Annotated in this window: 17 protein-coding genes; 13 read left to right on the forward strand and 4 right to left on the reverse strand. The window is 37.5% G+C overall.

Annotated elements, in window-relative coordinates; genetic code table 11:
- The first annotated feature begins 38 nt into the window (after positions 1-38).
- Positions 39-401 (forward strand): DUF4809 family protein, encoded by a 363-nt coding sequence (locus IGM13_RS02590; protein ID WP_002419962.1) that lies wholly within the window; start codon positions 39-41, stop codon positions 399-401.
- A gap of 15 nt (positions 402-416) precedes the next feature.
- A complete protein-coding gene (locus tag IGM13_RS02595) occupies positions 417-827 on the forward strand; it encodes a DUF4809 family protein (protein WP_002375889.1) in 411 nt (136 codons plus the stop codon).
- Between the two features lie 46 nt (positions 828-873).
- Here the strand turns inward: IGM13_RS02595 and IGM13_RS02600 are convergent, their stop codons facing one another.
- Positions 874-1,701 carry a LysR family transcriptional regulator gene (locus tag IGM13_RS02600; RefSeq protein WP_002355461.1) on the reverse strand — a complete coding sequence of 276 codons (828 nt, stop codon included), beginning with the start codon at positions 1,699-1,701 and terminating at the stop codon, positions 874-876.
- A 141-nt stretch (positions 1,702-1,842) separates the two neighbouring features.
- On the opposite strand from IGM13_RS02600, the gene IGM13_RS02605 reads away from it, so the two are divergent.
- Both IGM13_RS02605 and IGM13_RS02610 read left to right on the forward strand, forming a co-directional pair.
- Positions 1,843-2,811: a TDT family transporter gene (locus tag IGM13_RS02605; protein ID WP_002355462.1), complete on the forward strand. Its 969-nt coding sequence runs from the start codon at positions 1,843-1,845 to the stop codon at positions 2,809-2,811.
- A gap of 22 nt (positions 2,812-2,833) precedes the next feature.
- The gene (locus IGM13_RS02610) at positions 2,834-3,793 is read left to right on the forward strand and encodes a GDP-mannose 4,6-dehydratase (RefSeq protein WP_002419963.1); all 960 of its coding nucleotides are present in this window, start codon (positions 2,834-2,836) and stop codon (positions 3,791-3,793) included.
- A gap of 151 nt (positions 3,794-3,944) precedes the next feature.
- On the opposite strand, the gene IGM13_RS02615 is transcribed toward IGM13_RS02610, so the two are convergent.
- Positions 3,945-4,295, reverse strand: coding sequence for a winged helix-turn-helix transcriptional regulator (locus IGM13_RS02615; protein ID WP_002415976.1), 351 nt, complete (start codon positions 4,293-4,295; stop codon positions 3,945-3,947).
- 111 nt (positions 4,296-4,406) lie between these two features.
- On the opposite strand from IGM13_RS02615, the gene IGM13_RS02620 reads away from it, so the two are divergent.
- Together IGM13_RS02620 and IGM13_RS02625 are read left to right on the forward strand one after the other, a co-directional pair.
- Entirely contained in the window at positions 4,407-5,024 is a 618-nt protein-coding gene (locus IGM13_RS02620) for a nitroreductase family protein (protein ID WP_002419964.1), read from the forward strand.
- A 187-nt stretch (positions 5,025-5,211) separates the two neighbouring features.
- Positions 5,212-6,225, forward strand: coding sequence for a lipoate--protein ligase (locus tag IGM13_RS02625; RefSeq protein ID WP_010715030.1), 1,014 nt, complete (start codon positions 5,212-5,214; stop codon positions 6,223-6,225).
- 70 nt (positions 6,226-6,295) lie between these two features.
- Here the strand turns inward: IGM13_RS02625 and IGM13_RS02630 are convergent, their stop codons facing one another.
- Entirely contained in the window at positions 6,296-7,150 is an 855-nt protein-coding gene (locus IGM13_RS02630) for a M48 family metallopeptidase (protein ID WP_002382951.1), read from the reverse strand.
- A 182-nt stretch (positions 7,151-7,332) separates the two neighbouring features.
- Positions 7,333-7,668 (reverse strand): hypothetical protein, encoded by a 336-nt coding sequence (locus tag IGM13_RS02635; RefSeq protein WP_002382952.1) that lies wholly within the window; start codon positions 7,666-7,668, stop codon positions 7,333-7,335.
- A gap of 115 nt (positions 7,669-7,783) precedes the next feature.
- Here IGM13_RS02635 and IGM13_RS02640 point away from each other — a divergent pair, with 115 nt between their 5' ends.
- From IGM13_RS02640 to IGM13_RS02670, 7 genes are all read left to right on the forward strand, one after another.
- On the forward strand, positions 7,784-8,068 hold the full coding sequence (locus tag IGM13_RS02640) for a hypothetical protein (RefSeq protein WP_002382953.1): 285 nt from the start codon (positions 7,784-7,786) through the stop codon (positions 8,066-8,068).
- A gap of 4 nt (positions 8,069-8,072) precedes the next feature.
- Positions 8,073-9,008, forward strand: coding sequence for a LacI family DNA-binding transcriptional regulator (locus IGM13_RS02645; protein WP_002361227.1), 936 nt, complete (start codon positions 8,073-8,075; stop codon positions 9,006-9,008).
- A 170-nt stretch (positions 9,009-9,178) separates the two neighbouring features.
- Positions 9,179-9,775 (forward strand): nitroreductase family protein, encoded by a 597-nt coding sequence (locus tag IGM13_RS02650; RefSeq protein ID WP_002355475.1) that lies wholly within the window; start codon positions 9,179-9,181, stop codon positions 9,773-9,775.
- 42 nt (positions 9,776-9,817) lie between these two features.
- Complete coding sequence (locus IGM13_RS02655) at positions 9,818-10,663, forward strand: VOC family protein (RefSeq protein ID WP_002355476.1); 846 nt, start codon at positions 9,818-9,820, stop codon at positions 10,661-10,663.
- A gap of 129 nt (positions 10,664-10,792) precedes the next feature.
- Complete coding sequence (locus tag IGM13_RS02660) at positions 10,793-11,554, forward strand: DeoR/GlpR family DNA-binding transcription regulator (protein WP_002375902.1); 762 nt, start codon at positions 10,793-10,795, stop codon at positions 11,552-11,554.
- A 12-nt stretch (positions 11,555-11,566) separates the two neighbouring features.
- Complete coding sequence (locus IGM13_RS02665; RefSeq protein ID WP_002419965.1) at positions 11,567-12,967, forward strand: M24 family metallopeptidase; 1,401 nt, start codon at positions 11,567-11,569, stop codon at positions 12,965-12,967.
- A gap of 87 nt (positions 12,968-13,054) precedes the next feature.
- Positions 13,055-13,705, forward strand: coding sequence for a uracil-DNA glycosylase (locus IGM13_RS02670; protein ID WP_002355481.1), 651 nt, complete (start codon positions 13,055-13,057; stop codon positions 13,703-13,705).
- Positions 13,706-13,828 lie beyond the last annotated feature (123 nt).

The following is a 13,828-nucleotide window of genomic DNA, read 5'->3' on the forward strand; positions in this document are numbered from 1 at the left end:
TGATAAGAGTAGGAAAATAGAGGAGATAAGGAGGCAAAATGACAACGACAACAGTGTATTATGCAAGCAATAATGAAAAACAGCCGAACTGTTTTCAACTAGTTATCGGTAGCTTTAGCTATGAACTTCCAAAAATAGAAATCTACGAAATCCTGGAATGTGTCGCTTCAGCATATGGCTATCAAAAAGAACCATTCATTGAAGAACAAACAGAATGTTTTGTTAAAGGCAACCGTTTTATACATGTTTCCCAACAAGCGACGACGTTGACTTTTGTTGTGAATGATCTGCGTTTAGTAATGGAAAAACAATGCCGGAATCACGAAGAAGTCTTTCAAGAAGTTAATCATATTTTATTGAATATTTTTGAGGAGACCCCTTGTGTTTTTCTCGAAAAGTAGGAAAGAAGGATTAAGATGAAACAGGTGAAAATAACAACTACCTCAGATTTGATTAATGGCGGCTGCAATGCCTGTCCGAATGTGAAGTGTACGAATTATCTTGTTCATGTAGAAGATGAAACAATTGCGTTAGAAACACTAACCGTTGCAGATTTAGTAACTTTATTAGCACTCAAAGAAGGGTTTCGTCAAAAATTAGTTATGGAAATGTTCGAAGAATATACGGTGTTTGAAAGGGAAACTCATCAAGTTGTATTCAAGGAAGAGGAAACGAGAATTCTTTTTCAATCAAAAAAACAGACCATTCAAAGCACTCTTTTGTGTAAAGAGCCACAACAAGTGTTCCAAGAAACCCAGCAAATTTTACACCAACTATTTGAGTTAGAACCTTTTGAATTTGAATTGGTAGAGGAAACTGATAAATAAAAAACAGGAGAACGATTTAGCGAAAGCTAAGTCGTTCTCCTGTTTTTTAGGCTTGTCGTTCACGAATTTTTTCAACGATTCGGTTATAAACTTCAGAGAAGGAAGTATTGGCATGGTGATCGGTCTGGACAATGAAAATTTTTCGAGAAGCAAAGGACTGATCAATTGGTTGCCAAGGGATCTCATCGGAAATAGATAATCGAGAAACAATTGATTGCCCAATGTTATTTTTTAGCAATTGTAACAGGACTTCGTTGTTGTTTAATTCGATAATTGGTAAGTTGATGCTGTGTTCGTTGAGATAAAGCTCATTGAAAAAACGTAAGCCAGAGTTCTTTTCTCTTAAGAGCCAAAATTTTGAAGCGGCATCTCCTGCTAGAACTAGTTGGTCTTCATAAACAATTTCTTTGTGTAGATTTTTGGTTTCAATGGGTTTTTCAATTAGCCCAATGTGGGCATGATTATTTTGAACCATATCCACGACTTCGTTTGAATTCATCAGTTGAATCGAAAAGTTGATGAGTGGAAAAGCGGTAACCAAACTCTCCATAATATCTGGCAGTAAATAAATAGCAACTGTATTTGAAGAGGCTATAATGCAGTCTTCTTTAAAGTTCTCTTTTTCTGCAGCTTGCGCAAAAGAAGTGGTTAAGCTTTCAATAATCGAGAGCATTTTTGGATATAAAAAATCAGCTTCTTTGGTAGGAATAACCGATTGTTTTCCATTACGATAGAACAGCTTGATCGAAAAGTGTTGCTCTAATTTCTTGATTTGCAAAGAAACAGTTGGCTGAGAAATATACAATTGTTTGGCCGCCGCACTAAAATTTTTGGTTTCATACACAGCAATAAATGTTTTGATCCATTCGAACATAAAATCGCCTCTTTCTATTTACTATCTTAATAGTTGGTATTGCAAATATTTATTTTACAAATATAAATATTTCATTTAGTATAATAACATACTTTTGATTAATATCAATAATAATAAATAAAGACGGAGTGTGACTACATAATGGTAGAAAGTGCGAAAAAATTCTTGCGGAAAGTCCCGATTCCCATTTGTGGACTAATTTTAGGGATGGTTTCTTTGGGGAATTTACTTTATTCCTTGGGATATGCAACAATTGGGACTATTTATTGTGTACTTGGCAGTCTCTTAATGATTTTAGTTATTTTAAAAATTATTTTTACAATGAAACATGCATTAAGCACCTTAGATGATCCAATTATTGCTTCGGTATCACCAACATTTACAATGGCTTTAATGGTTATCTGTGTTTTCTTAGATCGGATATTTACCAATGCTGCTTGGATTAATGTGTTGTGGATTGGCGCAGTGATTTTACATTTTATTTTAATGATTTATTTTGTAGCGGTGCATATTTTTCCAACAAAAATCGAATTGGAACACATTTATCCAAGCTGGTTTATTACGTTTGTCGGCATTGGCGTTATTCCTAATACTTCTCAATTGTTTATCAATGAGTTGGGAAAAATTGTTTTTTGGGTAGCGTTGTTCTTTTATTTACTCTTGTTACCAATTTTAATCAAGAGAATTACGAAGTCGAAAGAAATGCCTGAATCGACCATTCCTTTATTGACGATTATGACAGCGCCAGGTTCGTTATGTTTAGCTGGCTATATTTCAATGGGTGGTCATTTGTATATGCCATTAGTTGTTTTCTTGCTAATTTTATCTCAATGTATTTATGGGATTGTAGTAGTGAATCTATATAAAATTATGCAAGTGACATTCTATCCAAGTTATGCTGCCTTTACATTCCCATTAGTGATTTCTGCGACAGCATTAGTCAAAGTTAAACCTTTATTTGCAGAAAAGGTAGGCCTAACGAGTCTGTTAAATATTTTGTCTACTTTTGAACTGTTATTAGCTGTGGCTATTGTAAGTTATGTGTTCATTCGATATTGCATTTTTTTATTCCAAAGAGAAAATAACACGAAAAAAGTGGAATTAAATTAAAAAAAAGAGAGGAAGCAAAGAGGTGAAGAAACTATTAATTACTGGAGGAGCTGGCTTTATTGGTTCTAATTTGGCTAATTTTTATAGTCAACAGTATCAAGTTTTTGTGATTGATGATTTGTCCATGGGGCGAGTGTCAAATTTGCAACAAACTGAGCAGTTGGTTTTTATTAAAGGAAGTGTGACGGATCAGCAATTATTGGACGAAGTACTTTCAAAGCATTCGTTTGAGTATATCTTTCATCTTGCGGCCGTGGCAAGCGTGGCAAGTTCTGTGGCACAGCCTCTAGAGACACATGAGGTCAATTTTTTTAGTGTATTGAAAATATTGGAATCAATAAAAAAATATCAAAAAGAGCTCAAACGTTTTGTTTTTGCTTCGTCGGCAGCCGTTTACGGTGCAGAGCCAACGTTGCCTAAAAGAGAAACTTCGATGATTTGCCCTTTGAGTCCCTATGCTATTGATAAGTTTGCTGCTGAACGTTATGTTCTCAATGAATACCATTTACATGGGGTACCCACGAGTGCAGTTCGCTTCTTTAACGTCTATGGTCCCAATCAAAATCCTGCTTCACCCTATTCTGGTGTCCTGTCCATTTTGATGGATCGTTATATCCAATTAGAGCAAGGGCAAGCGAGCCAATTTCCAATATTTGGAGATGGTCAGCAAACACGTGACTTTATCTACATTGATGATGTCCTAACTGCATTAAATTTAGTAGCAACCAAAAGTGAAGCGTTGGGACACGTTTATAATGTGGGTACCGAAGTTGCCATTTCCCTTAATCAATTAATTGAAGAAATGAACCAATTAGTGGGACTTTCTTTGCCAGTTTCTTATCAAAAGGAACGAGATGGCGATATAAAATATTCTCTTTCAGATAGTTCTGCTTTGAAAGGCTTAGGTTTTTCGCCCGTTTATTCAATTCGAGAAGGACTTCAAAAATATCTTAAGTTTACCCATAATACCCAAAATAGATAAAAAAGAGCCTGGGACAAAAATCACTTTGGATTTTTGTCCCAGGCTTAAAAATTGATAAACGGCGGGAACAGAAGCAACTCCTTCGGAAATAAGCCGAAATTCTCCAAAAATTATAGAACAATTTTCGGAAATTCCTTCTTATTTCTCGGAGTTAAACACTTCTGTCCCGACCTCTTTTTTGTGCAAATGTTTCGCCCCAATGGCAAAGTGAAGAGAGGGCATCGTAAAGAGCATATCCTTCCGAAGTGAGCGTATATTCCACACGCGGGGGCAGTTCGTTAAAGGATTCTCGATGGACTAGGCCATCTTTTTCCATTTCTCTCAAGCGATCTGTCAGGACGCGTTGAGTGATTCCGTCGAGCGCACGCATCAATTCACCGTTGCGCTTGGTTCCTTGGAATAATTCATCCATTAATGATAATTTCCATTTGCCGTTAATGGTGGAAAGGGCTAAGTTGATACTGGTTTGTTTATCAGTTGTCATAGTTTCTCCTTGTGACACGTAATGGTTACTTTTTTCTTCCTAGGTGAATAAAAAGTGCGTACTTTTTTTCTCCATCATAGTGAGTAATAATAACTATGTCAAGTAAGGTAAGAGGAAGGAAGAAGAAATATGATGTATCAAGATGTTGTTCGCAGCCGCCGTTCAGTTCGGGATTTTATGCCAGATGTTGAGATTCCTAAAGAGGAATTAATGGCCATAATTGAGGAAGCGATGTTCGCGCCAAATAGTACCAATTTAAATTCATGGCGTTTTTTAATTGTCACAGAAAAAGAACAAAAAGAAGCCCTTTACGAAGTTTCGATGCAACAACCAGCAGTTAAAGGGGCAGCGGCGGTGATTATTTTATTAGGTGATTTGACTGCTTATACAGTGGCCAATGCAGATGAAATCAGTGCTAAAGCTGTCGCACAAGGAACGATGACGGAAGAAATTCGTCAAGGAATTAATGAAAATGTTTCTTGGTACTATGATGTTAGCGAAGAACAAAAAAGAGAGTGGCTAATGTTAGACCAAGGCTTAGTTGCGATGCAGCTGATGCTTTCTGTAAAAGATCGAGGCTATGATACTGTGGCGATGTCTGGTTTTGAAACAGAAGCGGTTCGCAAGTTATTTAATATTGAGGATCATTTAGTGAACGGACTGATTATTCCGATTGGCAAAGCTCAAACACCCGGCTTTGAAACAGTCCGACGAGATGTTTCAGAAGTAGTAACTTGGTTAGACTAAAAAGCTAAACAGTTCTGTAATTGCTGTTTATTAGATTTTGAGCGTGGAACAAACATCCAAAGTGATTGTTGTCCCACGTTCGTTTTTTTGTTGATCATCCGCTTTTGAGAATGGCCAGAGAAGACGTTTAGTGAACCAATTTTGAAAGAAAGTGATACACTAGAAGAAAAAGAAGTGGGGCGACCTTATGCGTTATGTCATAATGCAGTCACGAGATATTCGTGAAAATTTAGCAACGGAAGATTATCTATTAAACACTCTCTCTTTTGAAGAGCCCTTAGTGTTGTTCTATATTCAGGAACCCTGTGTTATTTTAGGCCGAAATCAAAATGCTTATGAAGAAATTGACTTAGCTTATGCTAGAGAGAAGGGAATCGTTATTACTCGCCGTTTATCGGGCGGTGGTGCTGTTTATGATGATCTTGGGAATGTCAGCTTTAGTTTTGTTGTTCAGGAAGGACATCAAGCTTTTGGGGATTTTAAAGCGTTCACTAAACCAATTATTGAAGCATTACATAAAATGGGCGCAACGGGGGCCGAGATTAGCGGTCGCAATGATTTATTAATTGATGGGAAAAAATTTTCTGGCAATGCCATGTATACAAAAAAGGGGAAGATGTATACTCATGGTACCTTGATGTATGATGTTGATTTGGCAGAAGTTCAACGTGTCTTAACTGTTTCTAAGAAAAAAATTGAATCAAAAGGGACAAAATCTGTTCGGGGACGCGTAACCAATTTACGGCCGTACTTAGACGAAAAATATCAACAATTAACCATTGAGGAATTTCGCAATCGTTTACTGATGGAGCTCTTTGATGTCGAATCTCTAACTGAAGTTGCGGAGAAAGAATATGTCCTAACCAAAGCAGATCAACAGGAAATTAGGAAATTGGTCGCTGAAGTGTATGGCAATGAAGCTTGGATTTTTGGTGAAGCGCCTAAATTTACGATCAAAAAAGAAGAAAAGTTTAAAGGCGGCATCGTGGATGCACGTTTGACTGTTGAAAAAGGTAAAATAATTGAGTTAACGATTTATGGTGATTACTTTGCCAAAAAAGAAACAGCGGAAATCGTTGCAGCTTTATTAGGTGTGGACTATCAGTATTCATCAATTTGGCAAGCATTAGCAGCGTTTAACTTTGAAGACTACTTTGTAAATATCACCAAAGAAGAATTTGTTCATTTATTGGTGGATTAATAAACGTGCTGGGACAAAAGTTAAAGAATCTTTTGTCCCAGCACGTTTATTTAATGATGGTTGGCTCTTGCTAGAAAAATTTCCCATGAACGTCCCAATTGCCAGTATCTTTGGCTTTTTTCAATGTTTGCATTCGACGAAAGCCAACAGGATGATCGGATAAGAAGTTACTCAATTTAAGCCAGATGGTATCATCATGTAAATCAATACTGTGAAAGTATTCTTCTAAATCCACACGACTGCCCATGTATTTTCCTGAAAATAAATAAATCATGCTTAAAGCACCTTCTTCGGCGTAGTATAAACCTGCGCGATCAGCGGTATATTCTTGCGTTCTTGTAAAACTTTTATCTAACGCAACTGGTTTCAAAATAATGGATAACATTAGCCGCCATAAATTAGTGTGTCCACATTTATGGTGTCCTAGCTCGTGTGCCAAAATAAAGCGAATCAGCGAAAAATCGCCTGTATTGTACGCGATATCCAACAAATCACTGTGAATGACAACATAGCGTCTGTGTAAAGAGCATTTTGCCGCAAAAGCGTTTAAGACACCATTCCCGTTGATTAAATAAAGACGTGGCATCCTTAATTTTTTAGTGCCAAAGCCCATTTCTTTTGCTAAATCAATATACAAGGAATAAATTTCTGGTAATTGATTTTCTGTAATTTCCACTCCGTTAGAAGCAGTGTCCATGTACATATAACGAATGGTAAAAAAAGCAATGACTGGCGCAATTGGTGCAATTAAGACAATTAATAACCAGTCAGGAATCGGCAAATCACTCAATATTAATAAGGCAACTAACCCCAATGCGAAAAACAATAAAACAAAACCAATGATAATCATTGGTACTTCAAAACGATAACGTAACTTAGCAACGGAAATTTCTTTCTTTTTTTCCTGCGGTTGACACATAAACATTCCTCCCCAAACATTTCCCAAACACTTTTTCAAATAAAATGACTTATCTGTTACTTCTAATATACCATTGGTTAATCGATAATGACAAAGGTGGGAACTTGAATAAAGGCAATTATATCAAGTGATTAATGAAAGGGACTCGTTGTACGCGAGGAATTGGTCTATCTTGATTAAATAAAATTTTAATAATCTAACTGTTTTAGACGTAATAAAGTAGTTTCTGGAGTTAATTTTTTAATAACATACAAACGCAAAATCGCATGTTCAATTTTTTGTTCTTCTGGCGATAGCTCCGAATTTATATAGGATAACTTCTCGATTAAATAGGTTAAAAATGAGCCAGCACCTTGGCTGCCCACTAAAAAGCCAATTTCTTCCGTTTCGGTTAATTGTTGTTTTTTTAAGTGGTAAATTTCTTGTGCAAGTGCCCCCGAGATAATGATTTCATCTGTTTGCTTGTTCAAATTCGTTAGTAAGTCGCTTTTTGTTGCTACTGTAACAGTTTCCATTGCACTCATCCTTTGCTTTTATATGATACATCTAGTATAACATGGTCTCACTTTTTTTTATTTTTCCTCTTGCTCTGGTACGCGTTTCATAAGGTAAGCTAGGTGTATCAAAATATTGGAGGGCATGAAAATGAATGTTATAGTGGAGATAAGCGATAGACTTGGTATGGATTACTATTTTGTCTCGGTGACTACGACGGCCAAAAGTCTGCAGTTAGATAGTCCCAAAAAATACTATAAGATTTGGCATCAAGAAATTCCGTACCATCAGATAACGGAGTGGCACTTGACACAGCAGGAGGATATTCAGGAAATTTCTTTTGCTTGGCAGGAGACCTTTTATCGTTTTGTTGATTACGGGACAGGGATTGTGCCTTATTTAACTCAATTTTGTAAAGTAATGAGGTGAAAGTATGACAACAATTCGAGAAATTGCGCGCCTTTCAGGATCTTCAGTTACGACTGTTTCGCGTGTGATTAATCATCATCCTTATGTTTCTGAAGAAAAACGACTGAAAATCCAAGCAATTATCGATGAGTTGGGCTATAAGCCCAATATATTAGCGAGAAATCTTAGCTTTGGGAAAAGTAATACATTAGGTGTCATGGTTCCTTACACGAATCAACCTTATTTTGATGCTATTTTAAGTGGGATTATCCACCAAGCATTTCAACAAGGGATGATGGTCAGTTTATTACCAACAGATTATGATAAAGAAGTTGAAAAAAGTTACTTGGAAAAAATGGCCACGGGTGCGTTTGATGGCATGATTGTTTTATCAAAGGCAAATCCTTTAAGTGTGTTTGCTCCGTATAAAGAGCAAGTTGTTTTTTGTGAAAAAATAGAAGACCCTAGTTATGCTAGTATCTATATTGATCGTTTAACCGTTTATCGGCGGGTCTTCCAAGCGTTGAAACAACAAGGATGTAGTGAAGTGGCAATTACGATTAACCGTGCACCAGAAAAAAGTACAAGCGCACGCTATTTAGTTGACGCATATCAGGAAATTTATGGAGCGATTCCTGAAAATCGGTTATTTAAGGACTGTTTAACCTATGAAGATGGGTGTGAAGTAGGAAGACACTGTGGGCAAGATCCAACGCTCCAAGCGGTTGTGACCAACGGTGATGAAATTGCCGCAGGGATTCAAGCCGTTATTGAAAGACCACTCTTTTTAGTGGGACAGGAACAAACTTTATTAAGTGAAATTTTAAATTTTTCAACAATCTGTCATCCATTAATGGAGTTAGGGGAAAAAGCCACACACTTATTTCAAGAAAAACGGCCGAAAACGATTCAATTGACTTCTACATTTATTAATCGACAACCAGATTTTTCTTTTTCTTAGAAAAAAGCTGGTTGTTTTTTCTTTGGTAGAATAAGGTTTTTCACTAAAAAATAAAAAAACTTACAAAAAGTAAGACAAAAAGCTTTACTTACTTTTAGTAAGGTAGTATAGTAAGCATGTAAACAAAATTAAATGAATTTACTGAGGAAATTCGAAAGGATGAACATATTATGTCAAAATTTACTGAAATGATGAAAAACCGTCGTTCAATCTATGCTTTAGGAGAAAACTTACCAATTTCAAAAGAAGAAGTAACTGCTTTAGTAAAAGAAGTTGTTAGAGAAAGTCCAACAGCTTTTAACTCTCAAACACAACGTGTTGTGTTCTTATTCGGCGATGCTCACAAAAAATTATGGGCAATGACTGAAGATGCCTTAAAACCATTAACTCCAGCAGAAGCATTTCCAAACACACAAGCTAAATTACAAGGTTTTGCAGCTGGTGCGGGTACAATTTTATTCTTTGAAGATACAGATATCGTGAAAAACTTACAAGATAGCTTCCCATTATATGCGGATAACTTCCCTGTTTGGTCTGAACAAGCAACTGGTTTAACACAAGCAAACGTTTGGACTGCCTTAGCGCAAGAAAATATCGGCGCAAACTTACAACACTACAACCCAGTCATTGACGAAGCGGTTGCTGCAGAATGGTCAATTCCTGCAAACTGGAATTTGCGTGCACAAATGGTCATTGGTTCCATTGAAGCGCCAGCTGGCGAAAAAGAATACATGGAAGATAGTGCTCGTTTTAAAGAATTCAACTAAATCATTGCTTTAGTAAAACGAAGAGGAAAGGAGTGAAAGCAAATGGTTCAAGCATTACCAAGTAATATTGGGATTCAACAAGTCACTTTGAAAGTGGCTGATTTAGATAAAATGGTAAACTTTTATACGAAAACAATTGGCTTAAAACTTTTAAAACAAGGAGAGGGACGTGCTTGGCTAGCGCCACAAGGCACCAACGATGCAATTCTTGTCTTAAAAGAACTAACAGCTGGGGAAGAAAATCAGGGTACCACTGGCTTGTACCATATTGCTTTCCTGCTACCAACCCGCAAAGATTTAGGCAATATGTTGCTGTGGCTTTTGCAGGAAAATGTGCAAATTGGCGCAGCAGATCATGGCTATAGTGAAGCCCTTTACTTAAGTGATCCAGAAAATAATGGCATCGAAATTTATTGGGATAAACCAGAAGAAGTCTGGGATATTCGTCCAAATGGTGAAATTATCGGTGTGACAGAAGAATTAGACGGTGATAGTTTAGCTGCAGAAGCTGACGGTCACTGGCTAGGAATTTCCGAAGGTTCTAAAATTGGGCACATTCATTTGAAAGTGGCCGATTTAGATACCACTGAAACGTTCTATAAAAACTTAGGGTTTGGCTTAAAGTCTAACTTTGGTCAACAAGCGAAGTTTTTTGCAGCGGGTCAGTATCATCATCATATTGGGACAAATACATGGAGCGGCAAACAGCTGCCAACGATTCAAGAAAATCAATTTGGCTTAGAAAATTACACCTTCCGTTTACCAACTGCGGCAGATTTAGAGATCGTCCAAGCCAATGCGGAAGAAGCAAAGTTACATTTTATTGCCAAAGATCATTTACTTGCGTTAGAAGATCCTAGCGGCATGATTATTCAATTTACCTATTAAAACCACTCTCAAACTAGCCCTTCGTTAGAAAATGAAGGACTAGTTTTTTTTGTCTTGTTTGCATTATTTTGCATTTGTTTGCAAAATAATGCAAAAGATGCTATCTTTACTTAGAAGAGGTGAGGAAGCATGTTGATTGAAGAACGTTTAGCCAAGATTCAAAAAATAGTGAATGAACAAAAAAGTATTTCCATGGAAGCGTTAGCGGAGCAAGTCTCCGTTTCAAAAGATACTATTCGACGAGATTTAATTCGTTTAGAAAAGGAAGGACATTTAAAGAGAACGCACGGTGGCGCTATCTCAGTGCAGTCTGAAGCAACTATTTATGATTATGCTCAACGAATAATGAAGCATCCAGAGAAAAAACAAGCGATTGCCCAAAAAGTTTGGGCAAATATTCCCAAACAAGCGTCCATTTTTTTTGATTCATCAACCACGGTGGAAGCAGCTATTCGAGCGATGGAAAATAGTCCGATTCACGCGATCACGAACTCTCTCAGTCATGCGCTACTTCTAGCGCAAATGGATCAGACAAAAATTACAGTACTACCTGGGCAACTGCATAAACAACAACTTTTTTTGTTTGGGGCAGAAACAGTCGCTAAGGTTGGGGAATTTGCCCCCGACTATACATTATTAGGTGTGTTTGCGTTATCTGAACAAGGATTATTTATTCACACAGAAGAAGAAGGTCAAGTCAAACGGCGAATGATTCAACAAGGCAAACAAGTCATTGCCTTAGCCGACCAAACGAAATTAAACAAAACGGGTTTATTTAAAATTTGCGAATTAACAGAAATTGATTGTTTAGTGACAGATACACGACCTGATGAAAAATTCTGTGAGCAGTTAGCGCAAGCAGGCGTAACGTTGATTGTCGCAGATGAATAATGGAGGATAATAATGAAGCGAAAAATTAATTATACACATATTGCTGAACCTACTGTTTTTGAGAATGTTTTTCCAACGTATTTGACGAATGAAACGATGATGGCGCGCAAGCAGAAAGTATTACAACGAATGGAAACAGAAAAATTCGATCAATTGGTTTTCTATGCAGACAAAGAGCATGGCAGTAATTTTGAATACTTAACTGGCTTTATTCCGAGGTTTGAAGAAGGACTCCTTGTGTTAAATAAGGATGGTGCGGCGACACTTATTTTAGGCAATGAAAATTTAAAACTGTGCCAACATGCCCGCATCTCAGCCGATTTAATTCATTATCCAGCTTTTTCACTACCTAATCAACCAATGGCTGGGGAACAAAAGTTGTCGCAGATTTTTGAAACGCTTCTCGATGAAACTGCTCAAAAAATAGGTATCGTTGGGTGGAAAATGTTTACGACACAACAGCAAGAACCTGCTACTATGTTTGATGTGCCACATTTTATTGTCGAAGCACTGAAAAAAGCGCTGCCGAAAGAAGCTCGTTTACTAAATGGGACCCACTTATTGATTGGAGCAAAGGGGGCCCGCACAACAAATAATGCCAACGAATTGGCGCACTATGAATATGGGGCGAATTTGGCTTCTCGCAGTATGTTAAAGGCCTTAAATGCAATTGAAGTAGGACAGCGTGAAACGGACATTGGGGCTTTGTTAAATGATGAAGGTCAAACGCCGACGGTAGTAACCATTGCGGCAACTGGACAACGTTTTGAATATGCAAACATGTATCCGACTGCCAAAGAAATTCAGTTAGGTGATGCCTTATCATTAACTACAGGTTACAAAGGCGGATTGTCTAGCCGAACAGGTTTTGTTATTGAAAACGAGCAGCAATTGCCAGAAGCGCAACGTGATTATTTAGAACGCGTAGCAAAACCCTATTTTCAAGCTGTCGTTCACTGGCTTGAAACCATTCGAATCGGACTGTTAGGGCGAGAAATGTACCAAGCGATTGAAGAACAGTTACCAAAAGAAATCTATCACTGGCATTTGAATCCTGGGCATTTAGTTTCGGATGATGAATGGATGTCGTCGCCTATTTATCCAGATTCAGCCATTCGCTTGGAAAGTGGCATGCTCTTTCAAGTGGATATTATTCCTTCTGTACCTGGTTATACAGGGGTGAGTGCAGAAGAATGTGTGGCTTTGGCTGATGAAACATTGCAAAAAGAGATTCGGCAAACTTATCCAGACATGTGGCAACGGATTGCGACACGCAGAGCCTATTTAAAGGAGACATTGAAGATTGACTTACCAACGGAGGTTTTACCAATGTCTAATTTAGTTGGTTACTTACGGCCTTTTTATTTAGCTAAAGACAAAGCTTTGTGTGTAGAAAAACCAGCGCTTAAATGAATAGGCTCCTTTTTTTGAGTTTCTTTTGGGCCTTATTTATAATCAATATAGCGAAGGAAGAACACCAGAAGAGAGGCGTGATGGTAAATGCACTATCCTGAACATCTGAAAAAAGCAGTTTTAGCTAAAGCGAAAGACTTACCATTAGAAGGTTTTGTGGAAGGGCAAGGTCCGCAACAGCCAAAAGTGATGCTGATTGGGGAAGCCCCTGGAAAAGAAGAAATTAAAGAAAACGTACCATTTATAGGGCGTTCAGGTCAATTGTTGATGGAACAATTACAACAAGTTGGCTTAAGTCGTGAAACGGTGTATATCACCAGTGCGGTTAGGAGTCGGCCTTTTTCTGTAAAAACGAAGCAGATTGCAAAAACGGGAGAAAGAGTAACCAAATTTCCTAATCGAACGCCAACCAAAGAAGAAATCAAAATTTTTGCACCTTTGCTTGATTGGGAAATCGCTGTTTGCCAACCTGAACTAATTTTGACACTGGGGAATATTGGGTTGCAACGACTTTTAGGACCAAAGCCAACAATCACTGCAGTGCACGGAACGGTCATTCAGTCGCCCATTCAAACATTTGATGAGCAATCACAAAACTATCATTGGACGCAGAAAACCTATCAAATCATTCCACTCTTCCATCCAGCGGCTGTCTTTTATAATTATCGTTTAAAAGAAGTCGTGAAAGAAGATTGGCAAGTGGTTCAAAAACAACTGCAACTGCTTAAGAAAGTTTAAAATGAGAAAAATAAAAGGATGGTTGTTTTTTCGAAGAGAGAATGCTACCCTAGAAGTATCAATAAATAGACAGATTATTTAATCGCTGGGTTGAATAATTGAAGGATTCTGATTTTTGCGTAA

It is taken from the genome of Enterococcus sp. DIV0561 (genome assembly GCF_050539875.1).
GTDB lineage: Bacteria > Bacillota > Bacilli > Lactobacillales > Enterococcaceae > Enterococcus > Enterococcus faecalis.